27 protein-coding genes, 1 tRNA gene and 1 pseudogene are annotated in these 22,502 nt (G+C 62.2%); 14 read left to right on the forward strand and 15 right to left on the reverse strand.

Annotated features, from left to right (window positions below; all coding sequences use genetic code 11):
• The first annotated feature begins 188 nt into the window (after positions 1–188).
• Positions 189–1,241 (forward strand): MJ0042-type zinc finger domain-containing protein, encoded by a 1,053-nt coding sequence (locus AC0L37_RS01065; protein ID WP_282222228.1) that lies wholly within the window; start codon positions 189–191, stop codon positions 1,239–1,241.
• Entirely contained in the window at positions 1,241–1,651 is a 411-nt protein-coding gene (locus AC0L37_RS01070) for a response regulator (RefSeq protein WP_212659735.1), read from the forward strand. The genes AC0L37_RS01065 and AC0L37_RS01070 overlap by 1 nt, the downstream gene beginning before the upstream one ends.
• Here AC0L37_RS01070 and lysA read toward each other — a convergent pair.
• The 3 genes from lysA to argH all read right to left on the reverse strand — a co-directional run bounded on the left by lysA (position 1,648) and on the right by argH (position 5,255).
• Positions 1,648–2,907, reverse strand: coding sequence for a diaminopimelate decarboxylase (gene lysA, locus AC0L37_RS01075; protein WP_473313922.1), 1,260 nt, complete (start codon positions 2,905–2,907; stop codon positions 1,648–1,650). The two genes, AC0L37_RS01070 and lysA, sit on opposite strands and share 4 nt — an antisense overlap.
• Positions 2,908–3,031: 124 nt before the next feature.
• Positions 3,032–3,754 (reverse strand): gamma-glutamylcyclotransferase, encoded by a 723-nt coding sequence (locus AC0L37_RS01080; protein WP_212659733.1) that lies wholly within the window; start codon positions 3,752–3,754, stop codon positions 3,032–3,034.
• 52 nt (positions 3,755–3,806) lie between these two features.
• Positions 3,807–5,255: an argininosuccinate lyase gene (gene argH, locus AC0L37_RS01085; RefSeq protein ID WP_212659732.1), complete on the reverse strand. Its 1,449-nt coding sequence runs from the start codon at positions 5,253–5,255 to the stop codon at positions 3,807–3,809.
• Positions 5,256–5,276: 21 nt separating this feature from the next.
• Here argH and AC0L37_RS01090 point away from each other — a divergent pair, with 21 nt between their 5' ends.
• The gene (locus tag AC0L37_RS01090; protein ID WP_212659731.1) at positions 5,277–5,939 is read left to right on the forward strand and encodes a TlpA family protein disulfide reductase; all 663 of its coding nucleotides are present in this window, start codon (positions 5,277–5,279) and stop codon (positions 5,937–5,939) included.
• 10 nt (positions 5,940–5,949) lie between these two features.
• Here the strand turns inward: AC0L37_RS01090 and AC0L37_RS01095 are convergent, their stop codons facing one another.
• Positions 5,950–6,132 carry a putative motility protein gene (locus tag AC0L37_RS01095; RefSeq protein WP_212659730.1) on the reverse strand — a complete coding sequence of 61 codons (183 nt, stop codon included), beginning with the start codon at positions 6,130–6,132 and terminating at the stop codon, positions 5,950–5,952.
• Positions 6,133–6,348: 216 nt separating this feature from the next.
• Here AC0L37_RS01095 and AC0L37_RS01100 point away from each other — a divergent pair, with 216 nt between their 5' ends.
• Positions 6,349–7,530, forward strand: a complete 1,182-nt coding sequence (locus AC0L37_RS01100; protein WP_282222227.1) for a GGDEF domain-containing protein — start codon at positions 6,349–6,351, stop codon at positions 7,528–7,530.
• Between the two features lie 17 nt (positions 7,531–7,547).
• Here AC0L37_RS01100 and AC0L37_RS01105 read toward each other — a convergent pair whose 3' ends face one another.
• The 3 genes from AC0L37_RS01105 to AC0L37_RS01115 are packed head-to-tail and all read right to left on the reverse strand — an operon-like array spanning position 7,548 to position 9,263.
• A complete protein-coding gene (locus AC0L37_RS01105) occupies positions 7,548–8,141 on the reverse strand; it encodes a cob(I)yrinic acid a,c-diamide adenosyltransferase (RefSeq protein ID WP_282222226.1) in 594 nt (197 codons plus the stop codon).
• A 6-nt stretch (positions 8,142–8,147) separates the two neighbouring features.
• The gene (locus AC0L37_RS01110) at positions 8,148–8,351 is read right to left on the reverse strand and encodes a twin transmembrane helix small protein (RefSeq protein ID WP_212659727.1); all 204 of its coding nucleotides are present in this window, start codon (positions 8,349–8,351) and stop codon (positions 8,148–8,150) included.
• A 21-nt stretch (positions 8,352–8,372) separates the two neighbouring features.
• On the reverse strand, positions 8,373–9,263 hold the full coding sequence (locus AC0L37_RS01115) for a LysR family transcriptional regulator (protein WP_269371507.1): 891 nt from the start codon (positions 9,261–9,263) through the stop codon (positions 8,373–8,375).
• 89 nt (positions 9,264–9,352) lie between these two features.
• Between AC0L37_RS01115 and AC0L37_RS01120 the strand changes: the two genes are divergently transcribed.
• Together AC0L37_RS01120 and AC0L37_RS01125 are read left to right on the forward strand one after the other, a co-directional pair.
• The gene (locus tag AC0L37_RS01120) at positions 9,353–10,300 is read left to right on the forward strand and encodes an NAD-dependent epimerase/dehydratase family protein (protein WP_282222225.1); all 948 of its coding nucleotides are present in this window, start codon (positions 9,353–9,355) and stop codon (positions 10,298–10,300) included.
• A 10-nt stretch (positions 10,301–10,310) separates the two neighbouring features.
• A complete protein-coding gene (locus AC0L37_RS01125) occupies positions 10,311–10,697 on the forward strand; it encodes a DUF4260 domain-containing protein (RefSeq protein ID WP_282222224.1) in 387 nt (128 codons plus the stop codon).
• Positions 10,698–10,710: 13 nt separating this feature from the next.
• On the opposite strand, the gene gluQRS is transcribed toward AC0L37_RS01125, so the two are convergent.
• A complete protein-coding gene (gene gluQRS / locus AC0L37_RS01130) occupies positions 10,711–11,571 on the reverse strand; it encodes a tRNA glutamyl-Q(34) synthetase GluQRS (protein ID WP_282222223.1) in 861 nt (286 codons plus the stop codon).
• 14 nt (positions 11,572–11,585) lie between these two features.
• Between gluQRS and AC0L37_RS01135 the strand changes: the two genes are divergently transcribed.
• The 3 genes and pseudogenes from AC0L37_RS01135 to AC0L37_RS01145 all read left to right on the forward strand — a co-directional run bounded on the left by AC0L37_RS01135 (position 11,586) and on the right by AC0L37_RS01145 (position 13,547).
• Positions 11,586–12,245, forward strand: a complete 660-nt coding sequence (locus tag AC0L37_RS01135; RefSeq protein WP_212659722.1) for a DNA-3-methyladenine glycosylase family protein — start codon at positions 11,586–11,588, stop codon at positions 12,243–12,245.
• Positions 12,242–12,901, forward strand: coding sequence for an alpha/beta hydrolase (locus AC0L37_RS01140; RefSeq protein WP_212659721.1), 660 nt, complete (start codon positions 12,242–12,244; stop codon positions 12,899–12,901). Before AC0L37_RS01135 ends, AC0L37_RS01140 begins: the two co-directional genes overlap by 4 nt.
• An 89-nt stretch (positions 12,902–12,990) precedes the next feature.
• Positions 12,991–13,547, forward strand: a pseudogene (locus AC0L37_RS01145) (HNH endonuclease).
• On the opposite strand, the gene AC0L37_RS01150 reads toward AC0L37_RS01145, so the two are convergent.
• The 3 genes from AC0L37_RS01150 to AC0L37_RS01160 all read right to left on the reverse strand — a co-directional run bounded on the left by AC0L37_RS01150 (position 13,544) and on the right by AC0L37_RS01160 (position 15,866).
• The gene (locus tag AC0L37_RS01150) at positions 13,544–14,053 is read right to left on the reverse strand and encodes a disulfide bond formation protein B (RefSeq protein ID WP_212659719.1); all 510 of its coding nucleotides are present in this window, start codon (positions 14,051–14,053) and stop codon (positions 13,544–13,546) included. The pseudogene AC0L37_RS01145 and the gene AC0L37_RS01150 overlap by 4 nt on opposite strands.
• Positions 14,054–14,137: 84 nt before the next feature.
• On the reverse strand, positions 14,138–14,971 hold the full coding sequence (locus AC0L37_RS01155) for a DUF72 domain-containing protein (protein WP_212659718.1): 834 nt from the start codon (positions 14,969–14,971) through the stop codon (positions 14,138–14,140).
• A 37-nt stretch (positions 14,972–15,008) separates the two neighbouring features.
• The gene (locus tag AC0L37_RS01160) at positions 15,009–15,866 is read right to left on the reverse strand and encodes an EamA family transporter (RefSeq protein WP_282222222.1); all 858 of its coding nucleotides are present in this window, start codon (positions 15,864–15,866) and stop codon (positions 15,009–15,011) included.
• A gap of 77 nt (positions 15,867–15,943) precedes the next feature.
• Here AC0L37_RS01160 and AC0L37_RS01165 point away from each other — a divergent pair, with 77 nt between their 5' ends.
• Positions 15,944–16,423 carry a MarR family winged helix-turn-helix transcriptional regulator gene (locus AC0L37_RS01165; protein ID WP_282222221.1) on the forward strand — a complete coding sequence of 160 codons (480 nt, stop codon included), beginning with the start codon at positions 15,944–15,946 and terminating at the stop codon, positions 16,421–16,423.
• An 83-nt stretch (positions 16,424–16,506) separates the two neighbouring features.
• Here AC0L37_RS01165 and AC0L37_RS01170 read toward each other — a convergent pair whose 3' ends face one another.
• The 4 genes from AC0L37_RS01170 to AC0L37_RS01185 form a co-directional block, all read right to left on the reverse strand.
• Positions 16,507–17,184: an outer membrane protein gene (locus AC0L37_RS01170; RefSeq protein ID WP_282222220.1), complete on the reverse strand. Its 678-nt coding sequence runs from the start codon at positions 17,182–17,184 to the stop codon at positions 16,507–16,509.
• A 197-nt stretch (positions 17,185–17,381) separates the two neighbouring features.
• Positions 17,382–17,465: transfer RNA gene (locus tag AC0L37_RS01175), tRNA-Leu, on the reverse strand.
• Positions 17,466–17,519: 54 nt separating this feature from the next.
• Positions 17,520–17,828 carry an AzlD domain-containing protein gene (locus AC0L37_RS01180; RefSeq protein WP_212659714.1) on the reverse strand — a complete coding sequence of 103 codons (309 nt, stop codon included), beginning with the start codon at positions 17,826–17,828 and terminating at the stop codon, positions 17,520–17,522.
• A complete protein-coding gene (locus tag AC0L37_RS01185) occupies positions 17,818–18,540 on the reverse strand; it encodes an AzlC family ABC transporter permease (protein ID WP_269371491.1) in 723 nt (240 codons plus the stop codon). Before AC0L37_RS01185 ends, AC0L37_RS01180 begins: the two co-directional genes overlap by 11 nt.
• 265 nt (positions 18,541–18,805) lie before the next feature.
• Here AC0L37_RS01185 and AC0L37_RS01190 point away from each other — a divergent pair, with 265 nt between their 5' ends.
• The 4 genes from AC0L37_RS01190 (at position 18,806) to AC0L37_RS01205 (ending at position 22,466) form a co-directional block, all read left to right on the forward strand.
• Entirely contained in the window at positions 18,806–20,164 is a 1,359-nt protein-coding gene (locus AC0L37_RS01190) for an MATE family efflux transporter (protein WP_282222219.1), read from the forward strand.
• 107 nt (positions 20,165–20,271) lie between these two features.
• On the forward strand, positions 20,272–20,856 hold the full coding sequence (locus AC0L37_RS01195) for a TetR/AcrR family transcriptional regulator (RefSeq protein ID WP_282222218.1): 585 nt from the start codon (positions 20,272–20,274) through the stop codon (positions 20,854–20,856).
• Positions 20,849–21,862: an NAD-dependent epimerase/dehydratase family protein gene (locus tag AC0L37_RS01200; RefSeq protein WP_282222217.1), complete on the forward strand. Its 1,014-nt coding sequence runs from the start codon at positions 20,849–20,851 to the stop codon at positions 21,860–21,862. Before AC0L37_RS01195 ends, AC0L37_RS01200 begins: the two co-directional genes overlap by 8 nt.
• A 40-nt stretch (positions 21,863–21,902) precedes the next feature.
• Positions 21,903–22,466 carry a peroxiredoxin family protein gene (locus AC0L37_RS01205; protein ID WP_282222216.1) on the forward strand — a complete coding sequence of 188 codons (564 nt, stop codon included), beginning with the start codon at positions 21,903–21,905 and terminating at the stop codon, positions 22,464–22,466.
• Positions 22,467–22,502: the final 36 nt, after the last annotated feature.

Raw genomic sequence — 22,502 nt, forward strand, 5'->3', positions numbered from 1 at the left:
AGATCAGGCATTGGCCGCATCATAACAGCGGCGATGGTCTGATGCGGCACGCGCACCTGCTTGGCCGGACCAAAGCGGCATAAATGTGGTGGATTTCGTGTGGCGACAGCGAGGTTTGAGGAGTCTTAACACCCTGCCGCTAATTTGAACGACGTCATTCCCTTGTTCTGCGTCATCAGTCTGGCCTCATGATCATTTCCTGTCCCCATTGCCAGACCAAGTATCAGGTCACCTACGAGGCTATCGGCTCGGCTGGCCGCAAGGTGCAGTGCGCCCATTGCCAGCAGGCCTGGGACCAGGGCCCGATCCCCAAGGACGAGCCGCCGCCAGAGGTCAAAAAGGCCGAGCAGGCGATCAATGAAGATGGTCTCGATGATGCCATGGGCGTCGAAGAAAAGGCTGCAGCGGCGCTGACGGCGGCCGCGGTTGCCGCCAAGGCTGAAAAAGAACGCGTGGCCAAGGCTGAAAAGGAAAAGGCGGCCAAGGCCGCCAAAACCAAAAAAGCCACCGATAATGAAGATTCCGCTCGCGGTCAGGCCGCGGCAGGCAAGCTTGATCCCGCCATTGTACGCAAGCGCCGCAAGGCGTTTTCGGATGGTGAGGATCGTGGTGAGGAAGAGCAGCCGCTGACCCGCTTGCGCCTGGCGCTGCGGATCGTTGGCGCTACTGCCCTGATCGGGGTTCTGGGCTTTGCTTATTTCGGCCGCGTCGAGGTGGTACAGCGCTTCCCCGCCATGGCCGGGGTTTATGACGCCGTCGGGCTGGGCATCAATGTGGTGGGGCTGGATTTTTCCGACGTCTCGACGCTGCAGACACTGCGCAATGGCAAGGAAGTGCTGATTGTTTCCGCTCAGATCGTGGGTCGCTCGCCGACCCCGGTCAAAGTGCCCGCCGTGGTGGTGACCCTGCTGGGGCCGGATGGCGAAGGCGTTTATCAGTGGAGCGTTCAGCCTTCCGTGCGCGACCTGATGGCGGGCGAACGCTCGACATTTGATACCCAGCTCACCCTGCCGCCGGGCAATGCCTCGCGGGTCCGCCTCAGCTTCGCCGGCGGCTCAGGCGCCAAGGGCCTGTCCAGCGGCAAAGCGCCGACCCCGGCCGCTGCCAATCACGGCCCGGTTACAACTGATCCTGCTGCCGCCGATCATGGCGCGCCAGCCAATCCCGCTGCTGAAGCGGCCGCCGAAACCGATCACGGCGCCGCCGCCGCTCCTGCAAACGCCAGTTCGGAGCATCATTGATGGCCCGCATTCTTGTTGCTGAAGACGATCCCTCCGTTCGCGCCTTTGTGGTGAGCGCCCTGACCATGAAAGGCCATGAAGTCGTGGCTGAAGAGGATGGGGGGCTGGCTGCCGAGACTGCCGATGCGGAAAATGGCCGTTTCGATTTGCTGCTGAGCGATATCAAGATGCCCATCATGGATGGCATCGCCCTGGCGCTGGACGTCGCGGCCAAATATCCCGACATCATCATCGTGCTGATGACCGGCTTTGCCGATCAGCGCGAGCGGGCTCATGGGCTCGATGCGCTGATCTACGATGTGATCGTCAAGCCATTCACCCTGGCTGATCTGCTGGCCAAGATCGATGATGCCCTGGCCGGCAAACCGGTCGAGGTGCTGTCACTGGGTCGGCAGGCGCGCGAGAGCTAGACCCAGTCGGGTACGCTATCCATGCCGATCAGTTCGTCCAGCGACTTGCGCGGGCGGATGACATGGAACTTGTCGCCGTCCACCAGCACTTCGGGGATGAGCGGGCGCGAATTATAGGTCGAGGCCATCACGGCGCCATAGGCACCAGCGCTCATGATTGAGAGCAGATCACCTTCCTGAACCCCGGCAATGGTGCGCCCCTTGGCGAGGTAGTCGCCGGTTTCGCAGACCGGGCCCACAATATCGGCAGTGATCGGGGGCAGGTTTGAATAGGTCACCGGCACCACATCATGGTGGGCTTCATAGAGCGTGGGGCGCAGCAGATCGTTCATGGCCGCATCAACGATGATGAAGCTGGTGCTGCCTTCTTTGACGTATTCGACCTTGGTGACCATGATGCCGGCATTGCCCACCAGCAGGCGGCCCGGTTCGATCACCAGGGTGCAGCCGAGCTGGCCGATCTTGTCGCGGACCACCGAGGCATAGGCCTCGGGGTGCGGCGGGGCTTCCTGATCATGATGATAGGGAATGCCCAGACCGCCGCCGATATCGATGTGACGGATATTGTGACCATCAGCGCGCAGCTCGGTGACCAGTTCGGCCATCAGGCCAAAGGCATTGCCGAAGGGTCCCAGATCAGTGATCTGGCTGCCGATATGCATATCGACACCGACGGCCTCGACGCTGGGTAGCGCGGCGATGCGGGCATAGACCTCCCGGGCCCGGGCAAAGGGAATGCCGAACTTGTTCTCGGCCTTGCCGGTCGAGATCTTGGCGTGGGTGCGGGCATCGACATCTGGATTGATGCGCACCGAAACCCGGGCGGTCATGCCCATTTCCGAAGCGACCATGGAGAGGCGCTCAAGCTCGGGTTCGCTTTCGAGGTTGAAGCACTTGATGCCGGCGGTCAGGCCGCGGCGCATTTCGGTGATGGTCTTGGCGACACCGGAAAACACGATCATTTCGGGCTTGATGCCGGCGGCAAGGGCGCGTTCGAGCTCGCCCAGCGATACCACATCGGCGCCAGCGCCCTCCGAGGCCATCAGCTTGAGCACGGCCTGATTGGAATTGGCCTTCATGGCGTAGGCCAAAAGGGTGGGAATGCCCTCAAAGGCAGCTTTGACCACCCGGACATGGCGGCGCAGCGTGGCGCTGGAATAGACGTAAAAGGGCGTTCCGACCTTGTCGGCAAGTTCGCTCAGATTGACGTCTTCAGCATAAAGCGTGCCGTCACGGTGTTCGAAATGGTGGACCAAGGTGCTGCCCTCAAATGTGTCTGGTGCCCGCCATGACCGGCGCGGCGCGCCAGGGATCATCGGGGGTGTTCAGGAAATTAGCGCCCGAGGTCTAAGGCAGACGGGCGCAAAACGAAAGCAAGACTTATCGATCCGGCTCATAAGCGGCTTCGATCTGCTGGGCGACGAGCGCCTGCAACTGCCACAGATGGGGATCATGAATGCCCACATCCTCGAGATGCTTGACGGTTGAGTAGAGATACTCGGCCATCGATCCGCGATTGCCGACCGCCTTGGCAAGCACTTCGGCGATCTGTTCGGGGGACAGGCCGGTGACATAGCGACCGGAGTGGCGGTCCATGCAGAAGGTCAGGGCGCGGATGGTTCGCTCGCCGGTGCGGGCATTGACCCAGCGGGGTGGAAAGGCCGAGGGCAGCCAGCCCATTTCGCGTTCCAGCAATTTGGTCATGCACTGAGCCAGCCGATCGGGTGGCAGGCGATAGAGCACGCCATTGCAGGCGCCGCCGCGATCGAGTGCCAGCATCAGACCAGGGTTCTGTTCGGAGCCGCGGAAGCGCGTGTTCCAGCCCAGACAGAAGGCGCGGTGCCAGCCATGGACCAGCGCGGTGCGCATTTCAACAAAATCGCAGGCCGGCTTCCAGATCAGCGAGCCATAGGCAAAGACCCAGACCTCGTCATTGGCGAAGGGCTCGGGTCCCAGCAACTGGGTCAGGGTCGCCGCATGGTCTTGGGGCGTTGCGCTGTGCATGCCCTGGGGCGGCGGCGGCATCTCGTCGGAAATGACGTCAGGCTGCAGATAGGCGACGTGACGCTCGGTGAGCTGCATCTGTCGCGTTCTGCCAGCCATAAGTTCGGATCCAAATCAGTCGGTTGCAACTCAAAATATGCCGGGGCGCAGACTATGCAACCCCGCCATCACCATGGCCGCCATGCTTCTTGCGGGCGGGGGCCCGGGGTTCGTGCGGCTTGCCGGTCAGTTCGGTTTTCCAGCGCGCCGCCTGGATCAGCACATTGGCGGGCGCGGTGCCGCCATAGCTCTGGCGGGCCGCCACCGAAGCCTCGACAGTGAGCACCTTGTGGATGCGGCTATCGATGCGCTGGTCGATGGATTTGAAATCCTCAATGGTCAACCCTTCCAGGCCGCAATCTTTCTTCTCGGCCAGTGCCACGACCTGTCCGGTAATGTGGTGGGCGTCGCGGAAGGGAATGTCGAGTTCGCGCACCAGCCAGTCGGCAATATCGGTGGCGGTCGAGAAGCCGGCAGTGGCCGAGGCGCGCATCTTGTCGCGATTGGCGATCATGTCGCCGACCATGCCGGTCATGGCGGCCAGCGACAGCGACAGGGAATCAAGGGCGTCGAAAGCGACTTCCTTGTCTTCCTGCATGTCCTTGGAATAGGCGAGCGGCAGTCCCTTCATCACAATCAGCAGCGAGTTCAGCGCGCCGACAATGCGCCCGATCTTGGCGCGCACCAGTTCGGCGGCGTCAGGATTGCGCTTCTGCGGCATGATCGAGGAGCCGGTGGTGAACTTGTCGGACAGTTTGACGAAGCCGAACTGGGCCGAGCTCCAGATCACCATTTCCTCGGCAAAGCGGCTCAGATGCATGGCGCAGATTGCGGCAGCGGCCAGCGTCTCCAGGATGAAATCTCGATCCGAAACGGCGTCCAGCGAATTGGCGGTGGGGCGATCAAAGCCGAGCTTTTGCGCGGTCATGTCGCGGTCGATCGGGTAGGGCGTGCCTGCCAGTGCCGCCGAGCCAAGCGGGCTTTCATTGAGCCGCTTGCGCGCATCGATCAGCCGGCCGGCGTCGCGGCCAAGCATTTCGACATAGGCCAGCAAATGGTGGCCAAAGGTCACGGGCTGGGCGTTCTGGAGATGGGTAAAGCCGGGCATGATGGTTTCGGCTTCGTCTTCAGCCTTGGTGGCCAGCGCCAGTTGCAGCGTCGAAATCTGGATGACCAGGGTATCGATGGTGTCACGCACATAGAGCTTGAAGTCGGTGGCGACCTGATCATTGCGTGAACGGGCCGTGTGCAGGCGACCGGCGGCATCGCCGATCTTTTCGCGCAGCCGGCTCTCGACATTCATATGAATGTCTTCGAGTGCCCGCGAGAACGTGAAGCTGCCGCCCTCGATTTCGGCGAGTACCTCGTTTAGACCGGCAATAATGCTGTCGCGGTCTTCCTGCGTCAGAATGCCCGTCTCGGCGAGCATTGTGGCATGGGCGATCGATCCGGCAATATCCTGGCGGAACAGGCGCTGATCGAAACCGATCGACGCGTTGATTTCCTCCATGATGGCGTCGGGGCCAGTGGCGAACCGGCCGCCCCACATCTTGTTGCTCATCGAATACCTCGGAGACCTGTTATGACCGATACCCATGCGCCTCGCCCCGGAGCATCCAGCCGGGTTCGGCTGCTGGTCACGCTGGGGGTGGCGGGATTGGCGGTAGCTATAGCGACGTGGGTCTGGCTCGGCAATGCCGGGGTGGCCAAGGAATGCCCGGTGCAGCCAGAGGCGGCTGCGGCCATTGACGCGGCTGCTGTTGGTGAACTGGCAGCGCTGAATGGTACCGGCGAGGGGCGTGGCTATGCGAGCCTGAGCTTCAAGGATGCCGCGGGCGTCGATATGAGCATTGCCGACTTCAAGGGTAAGGCGCTGCTGGTCAATTTCTGGGCGAGCTGGTGCGTGCCTTGCCGCGAGGAGATGCCCGCGCTTGATGCGCTGGCGACCAAGTATAATTCGGACAGTTTCATGGTGCTGCCGATCAATCTCGATATTGGCGAGAACGGGCTGGCCAAGGCCGAAAAATTCCTGGCCGATAACGGGTTTGCCAACCTGCCGCTCTATGCCGACAACACATTTGCGGCCTTTGATCGTCTCAAGCAGCAAGCGGTCGCGGTTGGCCTGCCCGCGACGCTGGTTCTGGATGAGCAAGGGTGTGAACTGGCTGTGCTGCAGGGCCCTGCCGAATGGCATACGCCGGACGGCGAAGCAGTCGTTGAAGCGCTGCTGGCGCTGGCCAACTAGGCCAGGGCGATCAGGCCTGCTTGTCGATCTTGAGGCCCTGACCGGGTGGCGGCGGGGCCAGCGTGGCCTGTGTCAGGGTATTGAGCAGTTCGGACTGCATGTCGTGCTGCTTCTTGAACACGGCGATCTGGACGCTGTTCTGCGTCTGCGCGGTGTTCATGGCCAGCATTTGGGTCGAGAGATCGGCGTTCATACAAACCGCCTTTCATGGTTGTCCGGATACCCAGACTAGCGTTCAGGCGTAAACAAAGTTTTCGGCTGTGGCGGAAATTGCAGTGGTTTTGCTGCCCCCGCGCTTAACGCGTCCTTCACCATCCCGTCAGGATTGATCGCTGTGGGGGGAACCTTCACCCATTGCTTACATCTGCCGTTCCACAGTGCGCCAACGATTTGAAGTGGCGGGGGAGCCATGTTCGCACAAGCCATGTTCATCGCTCTGACGCAGAGCATCAGCCTGCTGGCGCTGATGGCGATTGCCTTTGGTGTGGTCGAGCGACAGGCATGGCCCCGCACCGTGAGATCGGTCGTTCAGGGCGCTATCTTTGGCATCGGCGCCGTGGCTGCGATCATGGCCCCGGCCCATATCGGCTCGGGTGTGATGGTTGATGCACGCGGCATCATTATCGGCTTTGCCGCTGCCTTTGGTGGCTGGCCGGCAGCCGTCGTGGCCATTGTGATTGGTGCGGGCTATCGGCTCTGGCTGGGTGGCATGGGCGCTGTTCCGGGCGCTGTCGGCATCGTCATGGCTGGTGTGCTGGGGTTGAGCTGGCGCTATTTCCTGCGCCCCAAGGCCAGCGTGCAGCCGCGCCATCTGGTGGTGCTGGGGCTGGTGGTGTCCTGCTATCTGCTGACCGGCATCGCCATGGGCTATGCAAGCATTTGGGGTCTGGTGAGCGTGATCGGCCCCTATATGGTGTCGACCTCGGTGGCCGGCGCGGTGCTGCTGGGCCTGTTCGTTGAACGCGAATTGCGCCAGATCAAGCGTGAGGAACAATGGAAACTGCGCGCGCTGACCGATCCGCTGACGGCGCTGCCCAACCGGCGCGGTTTTGAGCGCGGCATGAGCGGGCTGCGCACGTCCGACAAGGAAGCGGCGCTGATCGCCATCGATCTGGATCACTTCAAGCGGGTCAATGACACTTATGGCCACGCGGCGGGCGATTACGTGCTGCAGAAGGTGGCCATGGTGCTGCGCGGCAGCCTGCGCAATCGCGACCTGCTCTCACGACTGGGCGGCGAGGAACTGGCCGTGCTGTTGCCCGAAACCGATCTGGAACTGGCGCAACTGATCAGCGAGCGGCTGCGCCGTGCCATTGAGAATGTCGAAATCCTCTGGGAAGGCACCTCCATTTCCATCACCGCCAGCTTTGGCGTAGCGGTGGCGCAGGGAACATTGCCGATGGACGAGATGTTCCAGCAGGCCGATGAGGCGCTCTATGCTGCCAAGCGGGGCGGCCGCAATCGGGTGGTGTTTGCTACCGGTGATGCGCTGGTTCTACCCGAAGCGGCAATGGTCGGGTCGGCGCCGCAAAAGCCCGCCAAGCCGTTTGTGGAACGTCGCCGCTCCAATGATGAGCCGCACGCGGCCTAGCGCCGCGCGCCTGAGCTTCAGCCCTTTTTCACATCGCCATTATTGCCGGGCACCCATAGCACGTCCTTGGTGCCATTGGCATTGGCCACGCGCGAGAGCACAAACAGCAGATCAGACAGCCGGTTGAGGTAGCGTACTGCCTCGGGATTGGTGTCGGGCTCGGCTGCGGCCAGTTCAACGGTAATGCGCTCGGCACGGCGGGTTACGGTGCGCGCCACATGCAGCGATGCCGACAGGGGCGAGCCGCCCGGCAGCACGAAGCTGGTCAGGGGCGTCAGGGTTTCATTGTAGATATCGATCTGCTTTTCGAGCGCCTCGGTCTGGACCGGACGAATGCGCAGCGAGGGATACTGGGCGTCCGCTTCATCGGCGCCCGGTGTTGCTAGATCGGAGCCGACATCGAACAGATCGTTCTGGACGCGGCTGAGCAGCTTGTCGATCTTGGGCTGGTTGGTCGAGTGCAGGCGGGCCATGCCGATACAGGCATTGGCCTCATCAATGGTGCCATAGGCTTCCACCCGCAGATCGTATTTGGGGCGGCGCGGGCCACGGACCAGACCGGTGGTGCCGTCATCGCCGGTCTTGGTGTAGATGCGGTTGAGCTTGACCATATCCGATTAGCCCTGTCCGCCGCCGCCAAAGAAGAACAGCGCGCCCATCAGCAGCACCAGGGCCACAGCCTGACCCATAACCCGCAGGCGCATCAGCCGCTGGCTGGTATTGCCCGGTCCGCCCTTGAGCATGTTCCAAAGCCCCATGCCGAGCACGACGACCACAAAGATCAAGGCAAGGGCGATGGCGAGATTGAGCACAGTTTCCATGATAATCCTACTGATCAGTTTCTAGCTGTTCATATACGCAACGAGACCGTCAGCCAGAGCATCATAGATGGCACGAATTCGGTGCGAGGTGTACAATTCCTTGTGTGTGGTAAGCCAGACGGGCAATGGCGGAATGGCCAAATCCACTGGCAGGGCGACCATTCCGGGCGTGTTGCGCACCAGATGGGCCTGGCCGAACCCTATACCGAGCCCGGACTTGATCAACTCCCACTGGTGCGGCTGATCGTCCGAACGCAGCGGAAAGTTGTCGCGCGATATCGTGTAACCGAGCCTTCTGGAATGGGCGATGATGGCGTCGGAGCTGTCAAAGCCAACGATGTCGTGCTGCCAGAAATCCTCGATTGCGGTGGGACGACCACGCCGCGCCAGATAGCGTTCATGGGCGGTTGCGATAATCGGGATATCACCCAGATGCCGGGTTACCAGTTCAAGCTGGGTGGGGCGGAACATGCGTATGGCAATGTCGGCCTCGCGCATCAGCAGGTTCTCCGAGGAATCGGAGGGAACCGTCTCGATGGCGATATGGGGATAGTGTGTGCGAATGCCGACCAGTATTTCGGGCAGCACATAATTTGAGATCATGGCGCTGGCGGTAATGCGGACTGTCCCGCGCGCCTGGGTCTGGGCGCCATCGGCTATCATGGAGGCTTCCGCCAGCGCGGTCTGGGCGCGGGTAATGGGTGCAAGAAGCTGCAGTGCGGTGGCGTTGGGCTTGAGGCCGGACAGGCTGCGTTCAAACAAGGGCAGGTCGAGCTGGCCTTCGAGCGTTTCGATGTGCCGGCCAATCGTGGGCTGGCTCAGCTGCAGGGCGCGTGCGGCGCCCGAGAGCGAGCCATGCTCGATCACTGCCGCAAAGCTGCGCCACAAGGACCAGTCCGGCTCTCTATTCATTTTTGAATATCAAATCTAGAAAAATGCCCAATCGCCATAAATAATTGTAAGGGGCATTGTCTGTTTCAGCAACCATGCAGGAGCAGAAAATGAGCAAGGGTAAAGTCACCGTTCTGGGCAGTAACGGTCATATTGGTCACGCGGCCATGCTGGCCTTTCGGGATGCGGGCTGGGATGTGACCGGGTTGGGCCGATCCAATCGCCGGCCAGTTGGCGGAACGCATTTCATTGCTGGCAATGCCGACCATCTCGGCGTTGTGCGCGATGCCATTGCGGATGCCGACGTCGTCGTGCACGCGCTGCACCTTCCCTATGATCAATGGGGCAATGGCCGCGCCGAAGCGCAGTTGCAGGTGGTGATCGATGCGTTGGGTGATAGCGGCAAGACGCTGCTGTTTCCCGGCACGATCTATAATTACCGGGCCAATGACCGCACCGTTTCCCCCGCAACGCGGCAGAGCGCGGAAGCGCCGCGCGGCGAAATCCGCATCGCCCTGGAGGCCATGTTGCGCGCCGCCGCTGCAGAGCGCCGGTTTCAGGCGATCATTCTACGTGCCGGAGATTTTTACGGCCCGGGCAATCGGGGCGAGTGGTTCGAACAGGCCATGCTGATGAATCTGGGCAAGGGCCAGATCCATCATATGGGCGATCTGGCGCTGCGCCATAGCTGGGCCTATCTGCCCGATCTGGCACGCGCCTTCGTCGTGCTGGCAGAGCGCCGGGCAATGCTGGACGGTTTTGAGAACTTCCACTTTGCCGGGAACTGGATCTCACACGGCCAGATGATGGACGCGATTGCCCAGGCGCTGGACCGCCCGGTTACGGTGTCGCCAATGCCCTGGTGGGTGCTGCGTGCAATCGGACTGGTCAATCCGGTGATGCGCGATATCTATCGCATGCGCTATCTCTGGCTCAACGAGATGGAACTGGTCGATCCCCGGCTCGATGCTATTGTCGGCCCCGATTTCGCAACCCCGTTCGGGGCGGCCGTTGCCGCCACAGTGGGGGAATTGATCGAGAGCCGGAAGGCTGCGTGAGGTGACGACCATGGAAAACCAGATCACCCCGTCTTTCGTCCTGTGGCAGCGTGCCGAGGGCGCGCTGGTGCTGATCGCGGCGCTGGTTGTGTTCTGGCATATCGATAGCGGTCTGGTCTGGTGGAGCGCAGTGCTGCTGTTCTTTGCGCCCGATCTGAGCTTTGCCGCCTATGGGCTGGGGCGCGGTGTCGGCGCAGCGATCTACAATCTAGTGCATGTCTATGCCTTTGGCCTGTTGCTGCTGGCCGCAGGGCAGGTGCTGGCAATGCCACTGCTGGCGGGGCTTGGGGCGCTCTGGCTTGCCCATTCAGGCTTTGACCGGGCGCTGGGCTATGGGCTGAAGTCAGCAGGGAGCTTCTCGAACACCCATCTGGGGCGTATCGGCAGGCATCGCTGAGCGTGTTGCAGCGCTATAGCCCCAGGGCGCGGCGGACATCAGCGGGTGTCCAGCCCTCGTCACGCAGGCTCGCCAGCGATGGCGAGCCTTTTGATTTGGCCAGCTTCTTGCCGGCATCATCCAGGATCAACCGGTGGAAATTGTAGATTGGTGTGGGCAGGCCCAGCAGCATTTGCAGCAGCACATGCAGATCGGTCGCCGCTTCCATGTCGCGGCCCCGGGTGACGTGGGTAATGGCCTGGGCCGCATCGTCTACAACAACGCTGAGGTGATAGCTGGTCGGTGTGCCCTTGCGCTGCAGCACCACATCGCCCCAACGCTCGGGCTTGGCATAGCGGATTTGCGGGCGGTCGGTGATCAGCGGGCCAACCACTGAAAAGGTCAGCATGCCGGCACGCGCCATGGCGGCTTGACTGTCGAGCCGGAACTGGACCGGATCGCCGCGCTCAAGCCGTTCGATCTGCTCGCCCCGATCAAGGTGTCTGCAGGTGCCGGGATAAAGCGGCGCACCGTCGGGGTCGGTCTCGGTTGCGGCCTCGGCAATCTGGCTGCGTGAACAAAAACAGGGGTAGAGCAGGTCCGCATCGCGCAGATGGTTGCCGGCGTCTGCATAGACATCCAGGCGCTCGGACTGCAGCATGACCGGCGTCGGCCAATCCAGACCCAGCCAGGCAAGGTCGGTATAGATGGCGTCGACAAATTCGGGTTTACACCGCTCGAGGTCGATGTCTTCGATCCGCAGCAAAGTGGTGCCACCCAGCGCTTCGGCGGCGCGCCAGGTCACCAGCGCCGAAAAGGCGTGACCCAGGTGCAGTCGTCCATTGGGGCTGGGGGCGAAGCGAAGAACGGGATTTTTGGATGGATGTTTCGACACAGACGCCTTCTAGCATGACGGCAATTGTCCCGTCACCGCGTCTGGATAGCGCGGCGGCGATTGCCGAGCATATCAAGCTGCTGGTTGCCATGGACCCTCGTCTGACACCGGTGTGGGAAAAGGCGGGCACCGTACAACCGCGCATCACGGCGCCGGGCTTTGCCGGCATCGCCAAGGTGATTTGCGGGCAGCAGGTGTCGGTGGCCAGCGCGCGTGCGATCTGGGCTCGGTTCGAACAATTGCCGGGCGCGCTGGAGCCACAAAGCTATCTAAGCCTGAGCGAGGAAATCGTGCGGGCCAGCGGCTTCTCGCGCAGCAAGTTTGCCACCGTGCGGGTGATTGCCGAGGCGATGGTGGCTGGCGCGCTGGATTTCGCGCATCTCGAAACCCTGCCGGCGGCCGAGGCGGTGGCCTATCTGACGGCGCACAAGGGCATCGGGCCTTGGACCGCCGAGGTTTATCTGCTGTTTTGCGCGGGGCACCCTGATGTGTTTCCGGCCGGCGATCTGGCGCTGCTCAAGGCGGTCGGCCATGGGCTCGGACTTGACGCTCGTCCGACGATCAAGGACATGATCAGCATCGCCCAGGACTGGACGCCCCACCGCTCGGCGGCGGCACTATTGTTCTGGCGCTATTTCGCTGTGCTGCGCGACCAAGAAGGAATTGCCCTGTGACCAAGCTCTCCGGCCCCATGCTGCCCCCCAAATCCGGCGGTGTGCCGACGCAGGCCGTGATCCTGCTGCACGGCTATGGCTCCAACGGCGCCGATCTGATCGGGCTGGCACCCTATTGGCAGGATATTCTGCCTGACGCCATTTTCATCGCGCCCAATGCCCCCGAGCGTATCGAGGGGCTGGCCGAGGGGTTTCAGTGGTTCGGCATCGACTTTGACGGCGATCAACTGGCCAGCCGGCAGACCGGCTGTGCCAAGGCGCGTCCGGTCCTGCTCGAATTTCTGACCGATCTGTGGGCCCAGACCGATATTGCGCCCCAACAGACACTGCTGGTCGGGTTCTCGCAGGGCACGATGATGGCGCTGCATGTGGGGCTGTCGCTGCCGCAACAATTGATGGGCATCGTCGCGTTCTCGGGCAGCTTCCTGCCGCCCGCCGAATTTGGTGCGTCTGAACTGGCCAGACCCCCGGTGTGCCTGGTGCATGGCGATGCCGATACGGTGGTTGCGCCCGAGCGCAGTGCCGAGGCCCAAACAGCGCTCAAGGCTGCTGGTGTGGCAGTGGACTATTACGTCAGCCCGAACACCGCGCATGGCATTTCCCCGGATGGGCTAGAGTTTGCCAGCAAGTTCATCGCCAGGATCGCCGGAAAATAACGACACGCTCCCCGCTTCACAGCCCTGACACAAAGGGCTTAGTATAAAGGGGATATGGACTTACTCGATTCCCTTTTCGGGAGACTCAAGTGACCATCCACGTGTCGCCTGAGGCCTGTCCCGCGCTGGTACTGAACGCCGACTTCCGGCCGCTCAGTTACTACCCCCTTTCGCTCTGGTCCTGGCAGGATGCGATCAAGGCGGTGTGCCTGGATCGGGTCAATATTGTCAGCCATTATGACACCGTGATCCACTCGCCCAGCTTTGAGATGCGCTTGCCCAGCGTGGTGTCGCTGCGCGACTACATCAAGCCGGCACGCAATCCGGCCTTTACCCGGTTCAACGTGTTCCTGCGCGATCGCTTCACCTGCCAGTACTGCGGTTCGCGCGAGGATCTGACCTTCGATCACGTGATTCCGCGCTCAAAAGGCGGGCAGACCACCTGGGAAAACGTGGTGGCCGCCTGCGCGCCGTGCAATCTGCGCAAGGCCAATCGTATGCCCAGCGAGATCAGGATGTTCCCGCATCAGGCGCCCTACCACCCCAGTGTGCACGACCTGCACAATAATGGCCGCTCATTCCCCCCAACCATCTGCACCAGAGCTGGCTGGACTATCTCTATTGGGATATCGAGCTGGAGCCCTAGACCTTGCGGGTGTGGCGCATCTGGGCGACGATCGACACGATCAGCAGGGCCACCATGGCCAGCGAAATCAGCGCGTTGAAACCGGCCAGGGATATGCCCAGAAAGCGGAACTGCACGACGTCGCAGCCAATGACCGGGGTCATGTTGCTCAGCGCGTCGAAATCCATGGCATCGCCCACACCCGTGCAGGCGGTCGGGCCGGGCCAGAAGCCCCATTCGACGCCAGCGTGATAGCTGCCCATATAGACGCCCCAGGCAAAGATCGCGGTGACGATAGCCATGGCGACATACCACACTTTGAGCGGCAGGCGGTTCCATAGCACCAGCACGCCGAGCAGGATCGGCAGGCCAATATAGTAAGCCATGCGCTGCTCGAGGCAGAGTTCACATGGATAAAGCCCGCCAATGATCTGGCTGCCCCAGGCGCCCAGAATAGTCGCCAGACCCAGCACAAAGGCGAGCGCTGCCGATTTCTTGTCGAGCGGGTGGAGGATCGATGCAGCCATGGAACGGGTCTTTCAGGTGACGCTTGAGACCCGCGCTGATTAGCCTGCGATTGCGGCAAAGGCCAGACGGGAACGCGGTTTTGATCAATCGCCGGGCAGGCTGATGCCCAGTGCCTGCCGCAGGGCGATGGCATTGGCGGGCGCGTGCAGCTTGTCTTCATGCACGAAATAGGCAAACACGTCGCCGCCCGCTGCGGTCCAGTCGCCAATGGTGCTTGCCCAGTCGGCAATGTCGGCCGGCTGATAACCGGTCGCAGCATTGTGGGCCGGGCCCTGCAGGCGGCAATAGGCGAAATCGGCGGTTAGCGCGCGGGCCGGGCTTTGCGCGGTGTCGGTAATCACTCGTGCCACATTGTGGCGGGCCAGCAGATCATTGACGGCGGGGTCGTCAAAGCTGGCGTGGCGCAGCTCGATGGCGTGGCGCAGTTGCCCCACATTGGTCGCGTCAAGATAGGGCGCATGCTTGATCCGCTCATCAGCCTTTTTGGCAAGCGCGATATAGTCAGGGATGGTGTGGGGCAGCATGGACAGGAAATTGTCCAGCACCTGGGCATCAAAGCTCAGATTGGGGGGCAATTGCCAGATGAAGGGCCCCAGCTTGTCCCCCATGGCCAGCGGGCCGGACGCCAGGAAATTGGCTAGCTCGATCTCGCAGTTCTTGAGCCGCCTGATGTGGGTGACCAGTTGCGGGCCCTTGAGCGAAAACACGAACCCCTCGCGGGTCTGCTCGGCCCATTTGGCAAAGCTGGCCGGTTTCTGGTTGCCGCGGAAGGTGGCGTTGATCTCGATGCTGCCCAGGCGCGAACTGGCATAGGCCAGCTCGTTTTTCTGCACCAGGCCATCGGGATAGAAGGTGCCGCGCCAGGGTGCGAACACCCAGCCTGCCGTTCCGGTGCGTGCGATGCCTGTCCTGCTCATGGGTCACCCTCTTGAATTGGCTCAGGCGCCATAGTGGCTAGTCCTGCGCCTTTCTCAAGGCATATTGGCCCAGCAAGATGCTGGCCAGCACGATGATCATGCCCAGTGCCTGGGGCAGGCTGAGCATTTCGTTGAGGATCCACCAGCCCAAAACTGTGGCGCTGAACGGGCTGAGAAACCCCAGTAATGACACCGCGCTTGGGTGCAGCCGCGCAATGCCGCGGATCCAGATCAGATAGGTCAGGGCGGCGCCGATCAGCCCCAGATAGGCCAGTCCCATCAGATTGGTCGGGGTGATGGTACCCCAGTCGGTGCTGGCCAGCGGCAGGAAAGGCAACAGCAGCAGGCCGCCGGCGGTTAATTGCCAGGCGGTGAAGGTCAGGGTGGATACCGGTGGCTTCCATTTGCGGCTGAGCACGGTGCCCAAGGCCATGGACGCCGAACCGAGCAGGCCGGCGGCGACGCCGACCATGTCAAGCCGGGCGGCTGGCGTCAGGATGAGCAGGGCGACGCCGCCAATGCCGATGGTGACGGCGATGACCGATAGCGCCCGGATGGGGGTGCCGAGCAAAACGCGGGCAGCAAAGATCACGATGAAGGGCTGCAGCGCGCCCATAATGGCCGCAACGCCACCGGGCAGGCGATAGGCCGCCACAAACAGCAGGCTCCAGAACAGGGCAAAGTTGAGTGCGCCCAGCACCAGCATGCGCCCGATCCAGCGACCTTGGGGCAGGTCCCTCACTATGAGCAAGAGCAGCAGGCCCGCGGGCAGGGCGCGCAGTACCGCAATGGTCAGCGGGTCCAGATTGGGCAGCATCTGGGTGGTGACAATATAGGTGCTGCCCCAGATCAGGGGCGCGGCTGCGGTCAGGGCGATATCGGCGAAGCGCGTCATGGTACATCCATTTATCTTGACGTCAAGATACATGGATTAATCTTGACATCAAGATAAATTCGGGATGGCATGTACGCATGGATGATGTCGACAAAATCAGGGCGCAATGGGCCCGCCAATGCCCCGATCTGGATACCGCGCCCATGGGGCTGATCGGCCGTCTGGCTCGGGTATCGCAGCATATGTCACAGGCCATGGCGGCCAATTTTGCCGCTCACGGTTTGAGTAGTGCGGGTTTTGATGTGCTGGCGACGCTGCTGCGGTCCGGACCGCCCTACGCGCTGTCGCCGGGGCAGTTACTCGCCACCATGATGGTGACATCGGGTACGATGACCAATCGTATTGATCAGCTGGAAAAGGACGGTCTGGTCGCCCGCCAGCGCAGCCTCGCCGACAAGCGCAGCTATGCTATTGGCCTGACCGAGCGCGGTCGCGCAGCCGTCGAGGGCGTGTTGGCGGACCATGTCAAACTGCAGGCTGATCTGGTGGCGATATTGCCCGAGGACGAGCGGGCGCAACTGGACGGTTTGTTGCGCAGCTATCTGGCGCGCATTTGAGGGCAGGGGCCGCCAGAAAAAAGGGCTGGCCGAAGCCAGCCCATAGTTGGGTGTTGTGTTGACCCGATTTGGTCGGGCACTGACTAGAACTTGTAGTTCACACCTGCACGGACGACACCGAAGCGCTGGGTGATGTCCTGATTGCCGATGGGCAGGCCGTTATAGGTCTGGGTGCCCAGATCGACGTAAAGATACTCGGCCTTGACGGTGATCTTGTCGGTAGCTTGAGCTTCCAGGCCGACGCCCAGCGTCCAGCCCACATGGGTGGCGGATTGCGAGGTCACCACATTGGCCGGATCGGTCAGACTGGCGCTGCCCCGACCGGCTGCAATACCGCCGGTGACATAGGGCAGCACGGTGCCAAAGCTCATGCCGGCACGGCCGCGCACGGTGCCATAGAAATCCACACCAGATTTGAACTTGCCGGTGGCGCCCAGATCTTCTTCATAGCCGATGGAGGCGAACTGCAGGTCGCCTTCGGCGCCCAGCACGAAGCCGCCCATATCCATATTGTAGCCAGCCTGACCGCCCAGCTGCCAGCCGCCGGTATTGCGTTCGGTGGTAGCGCCACCAGCCACGTTCTGACGCGCGCCGGTGCCCCAGCCATGGCCAGCGTTCAGGCCAGCGTAAAAGCCGTCCCAGCCCGAGGCAGGGGAGGGGGAATACAGGGGGCTGGTGCCGCTGTTCCAGCTCAGATCAGCGGCGTGCGCTGCGGGGGCGAACAGCATCAGGGCAGCAATGGAAAGAGCCTGGCGCTTCATGGAAGACCTCGTCGGAAATCGCGTGATGAAATTTCCGCTAAAATGCGACGCGATCCATTAACGTTCAGGTAAGGAACACGGTTAACGCCACGGCGCCAAAGCATGGCTGCGATCACATTTATGCGCGCCGCGCAGAGCTGACGCAAAACCGGCGACGTGACCCATCAACGCCCGGGCATCTCAGAAAAAGGGGAGAATGGTGCCCTCCGCCGGACTCGAACCGGCACGCCTCGCAGCGGAGGATTTTGAATCCTCTGCGTCTACCATTCCGCCAGGAGGGCACGGAAAACTCTCTAACCCAGGTCGGGTTGCGCTGCAACTGGCTGTGTGCGGGTTTAAGCGGCGAGCAGCAGGCGGGCGAGATAGACACACAACACGCCGGTGGCCATGGCCGCAAACAGGTTGCGGGTCACGACATAGACCAGGGCGGTCGCGGCGGCAGCGATGATTTCGGCCGGGCTGCCGGTGACCAGCGCGGGTGCTACCAGGGCAGCGAGCACGGCACCGGGGATATGCTTGAGCCAGGCAGCGGCAAAGCCGTGCTGGGGCAGGCGATTGGCGAGCAGCAGGCCGCCGGCCTTAACTGCAAAGCTGACCAGCGCCATGCCGGCAATGGCGTAAAGGGCTTCGGGGCTAGTCCACATGACGCACCTTGTCGGCGATGGCGCCGGCCAGGCTGCCAACAATGCCGCCAATCAGGATGTGCCAACTGCCATCGAGCAGTCTGGCGGTGATGATGGCCGTCAGCGCGGCAACCGCCCAGGGCAACAGGTCGGCTCTGGATTTCCACATGCCCAGCAGCAGCACCAGAAAGGTGGCGGTAAAGGCAAAGTCGAGCCCATAGCGGGCGGGGTCGTCAATGGCCGAGCCCAGGATATGGCCGGTCATGGTGGTGGCCATCCAGCAGGCATAGGCCAGCGCGCCGCCGCCGAGCAGAAAGGCGACGCTCCCGCGCCCCTTTTTCATTTCCAGTACGGTCATGGCCCAGTTTTCATCGGTCACCAGCGCCATCATCAGGGCGCCCTTGAGGCCGGAGTCCGGCTTGAACAGCGGGCGCAGCGTGGCGGTCAGCAGCAGGTAGCGCAGATTGACGATCAGCGCGGCAAGGATCAGCGCCCCGATGGGCAGGGTGGCTGGTGTTGCCGTCCACAGATCCAGCGCCACGAACTGGGCGGCACCGGCAAAGACCAGCCCGCTCATCAACATGACTTCGAGCAGGCTCAGCCCGGCACCGCGCGCCAGCACGCCCCAGACCATGCCATAGGCGGCCACAGAAATGATCACGGGGATGCAGGCGCGCGCACCAGCATAAAACTGGTCGGCAAATGTCTGGTCGGTCGGGGCGATGGCGCTCATGGGCCCAGCCATAGCGTCCCGGCGCGGTTCGCGCATCGCAAAATCGTGCCGGCGGCGATGACAAGTGGTGATGGCCCCCATTGGCCAGCGTGATAGCGACATGGCGATTGACGCCTTGTGGTGGCGGGCCTAGTGACGAGGCCGGTCGGACCAGATTGACTGTTGCTGGCCGTGGTCCAAGAGCGGTTTGAAACGTATTGAGTTGGCGCCGACCATCAGCATTGTGCCTGATGGCGTTGCAGCGTCAGGTTCCCGGAGCTTTTTCATGACAGTGCAATCTCGCCCTCTCTGGCAGCGATTTGCCGTCTTCCTTGTGCCGCTGATGGCGGCCAATATCCTGCAGGCGCTTTCGGGCACGGTGAACGCGATCTATGTCGGGCAGCTGGTGGGTGTTGATGCGCTGGCCGCGGTAGCGGTGTTTTTCCCGATCCTGTTCTTCCTGCTCAGCTTTATCATCGGGCTGTCTTCGGGCTCGACCATATTGATTGGTCAGGCCTGGGGCGCGCGCAATCTGGTCAAGGTCAAGCAGGTGGCCGGCACGACATTGTCGGCAGCCATTGCGCTGGGGCTGGTGGTCTCGCTTGTCGGCGGGCTGTTTACCGAGCAGATCATGGCGGTGCTGGGCGCACCGGAAAACATCCGGACCCTGGCGGTGGGCTATGCGCGCATCATGCTGATCAGCATGCCGGGCTTTTTCGTGTTCATCGTGGTCACCTCGGTGCTGCGCGGGGTGGGCGATACCATCACGCCTCTGTTCTCGCTGATCCTGTCGCTGATGGTCACCATGGTGGTGACCCCGGCGCTGATCCTAGGCTGGGTGGGGCTGCCACAGCTGGGGGTCAATGCGGCCGCGGTGGCGTTTGTCTGCGGCTTCCTGACGGTGCTGAGCTTTCTGCTGATCTATATGCGCGCCCGCAAGATGCCGCTGGCGCCTGATGCGGTGCTGCTGGGCGCCATGCTCAAGCCGGACTTCAAGCTGCTCGGCCTGATCTTGCGGCTTGGCGTGCCGGCGGGGCTGCAAATGGTGGTCTCGGCGGTTTCGGGCATTGTCATTGTCGGGCTGGTCAACCGCTTCGGCTCGGAGGCCACTGCGGCCTATGGCGCGCTGGGGCAGGTGATGAGCTATGTGCAGTTTCCCGCCATGTCGATCGGCATTGCTGCCTCGATTTTTGGGGCGCAGGCGATCGGGGCGGGTCAGATCGACCAGCTGGACCGGATCACCCGCACCGGCTTCGTGCTCAACCTGATCATTACCGGTACGCTGGTGCTGATGGCCTATCTGTTCAGCGAACGGCTGGTGGCGCTGTTCATCACCGATCCATCGGTGATCGCGGTCACCGAAACGCTGCTGCATGTGGTGCTGTGGAGCATTGTCGCCTTTGGGGGCAGCGTGGTGTTTTCGGGCGTGATGCGCTCGAGCGGCACGGTGCTGGCGCCCATGGCGCTGTCGATGGCCTGCATCCTGCTGATCGAGCTGCCCGGTGCGGTCTGGCTGAGCCAGACGAGTCTGGGGCTGACCGGTATCTGGGTCGCCTATGCCGCCAGTTTCCTGATGATGCTGGTGCTGCAGGCGGGCTGGTACTTCTTTGTCTGGAAGAAAAAGACCATTACTGCATTGGTTTAGACCCTTTCGCAGCACGTTCAAAAGGCCCGGCATTATCCGGGCCTTTTTTGTGGACTTGACTCCACTGGAGCCAAGTAAGATAACTTACTTAGTATTGGAGGCATGGCATGGCGGCACGGGCAAACAAGAGTGAGGCACTTTGGAAAGCGGCGTCGCAGGTTGCCTATGAGCGCGGCCTGGCTGGGCTGACGCTGGCCAATGTGGCCGAGGCGGCCAAGATGCCGCTGGGCAGCCTCTACTATTATTTCAAATCACGCGACGACATGGTCGACGCCGCGGTGGGGAGGATCCACCGACGCTTTGAGCAGTTGCGCACGGAGTGGGACGGATTGGGTGATTCCCGGCTGGCACTGCGCGCGTTTGCCAATATGACCGCCGAGCAGACCGATAGTCTGGCGCGCCATGGCTGTCCCATCGGCACGCTGGTGGCACAACTGGGCAAGAAGCAGCAGGCCGGTACGGGCGATGTCGGGCAAGTGTTTTCCCAATTGTGCGACTGGGCCGCGGGGCATTTTGTCAATCTGGGGCTGGCGCCCGAGGCGGCCCGTCTGGCCGGGCGCAAAATGGTGCGTGATCTTGAAGGCGCCGCCATGCTCGCCCACGCCACTGGCGACACCGATCACATCAGTGAGGTGGTGTCCGAAATTTTGCTGCAGATCGATCAACGCGCAGGAGGAACCAGCCTTGACTGAGATCAACACGGTGCTGGTCACCGGTGCCACGGGCTTCCTGGGTGCCCATATTCTGGCGGCCCTGCGTGACAGGGGCATCACCACCATTGCGGCCTGCCGCTCCCCGGAAAAATTGCCAGACTGGTTCGATGGAGCGGTGCGCCAGGGCGATCTGACCGATCCGGGCTATCGCAAAAGTCTGGTCGAGGGTGTCGATGCCATCTGCCATGCGGGCACCTGGGGTGCCTTCTGGGGCCATGAAGATGAGGAGCGCCGGCTGTTCCTTGAACCCACCATGGATCTGATCGATCTGGCAGCGGAAGCGGGGGTGGGGCGGTTCCTGCTGGCCTCGACGCTAGTGGTGGGCCAATTGCCAGGCAAGGGGGGCGAAGTCGATGATTTCAGCCCCATGCGCAAAACCGGGTTCTGGCCACACCTGGATATGCTGATCGATATTAATCACCACATGCGGGCGCTGGCCAGCCCTGTCAGCGGCATGGTCAATATGCGGCTGGGCCATTTCATCGGACCGGGCAATCGGGTGGGCTTTGTGCCCGCAGTCATTCCGCGGCTCAAGACACGGCTGGTGCCGTGGCTGGGCAATGGTAAGGCGCGCATGGCGCTGGTGACCGGCGAGGATATGGGGCAGGCCTTTGCCCTGGCCGCAACCACGCCGGGTCTGGCGCCCTATGAGAGCTTCAATATCCATAGCGGCGCGTTGCCCAGCCTGCGCGAGGTGTTTAGCCATATCGCGGCTGTGGCCGGGGTGCCCAAGCCGCTTTATGCGGTGCCTTACTGGGCGGGCTATCTGTTCGGGGCGCTGATGGAGACGCTGCCGACCCGCACCCCGTTTCTGACCCGCTCGCTGGTGCATGTCAGCGAAGACTGGAACACCCCCATAGAGCATGCCCGCTCGGCACTGGGCTACCGACCCAGCGGGGATTGGCGACAAGCCATCACCAGGGCGGTTGAAGAGCGTCGCAAGACTGGATTTGCCTGGCCGGCACTGACGCAGGCACTGGCCTAAGCACTGGCCTAAGTGTGCCGCTTGGGCACGGGAGAATATTATGACGAGACTGGTTGAGGGCGCGCGCGCGCCGCATTTCGATACTGTGGACAGCTTTGGCGAGCCGGTTTCGCTGGCGGCTTTGCGAGGGCGCAAGGTGATGCTGTCGTTCTATCGCTACGCGGCCTGTCCGCTCTGCAATATGCGGGTTAATGCCATGACCCGACGCCATGCCGAATGGGCTGCGCAGGGGCTCGAGGTACTGGCGGTGTTTCAGTCCTCGGCCGAGGAAATCGGGCGCTATGTCGGGCGCCAGGATGCGCCGTTCCCCATCATTCCAGATGCGCCCATGACCCATTACCGCCGTTTTGGGGTGGAGAAGAGCTGGGGCGGGTTCTTCATGGCCAGCCTCAAGCTGGACGTGGTGATCAAGGCCATCATGCGCGGTTATTTCCCGACCAGTTTTTCTGGCCCGCTTAACCGGCTGCCGGCCGATTTCCTGATCGACGAGAATGGTCGGCTGGTGCGGTGCTATTACGGCACCGATGCCGCTGATCACCTGCCATTTGAAGAGATCGATGCCTTTGCGGCCAGCCAGGGCGCCAGCAGGCTGATCGCGGTCTAGCTGACGTCAGCGTTTCCAAAAACATATGGGCACCAA

It is taken from the genome of Devosia sp. J2-20 (genome assembly GCF_055808475.1).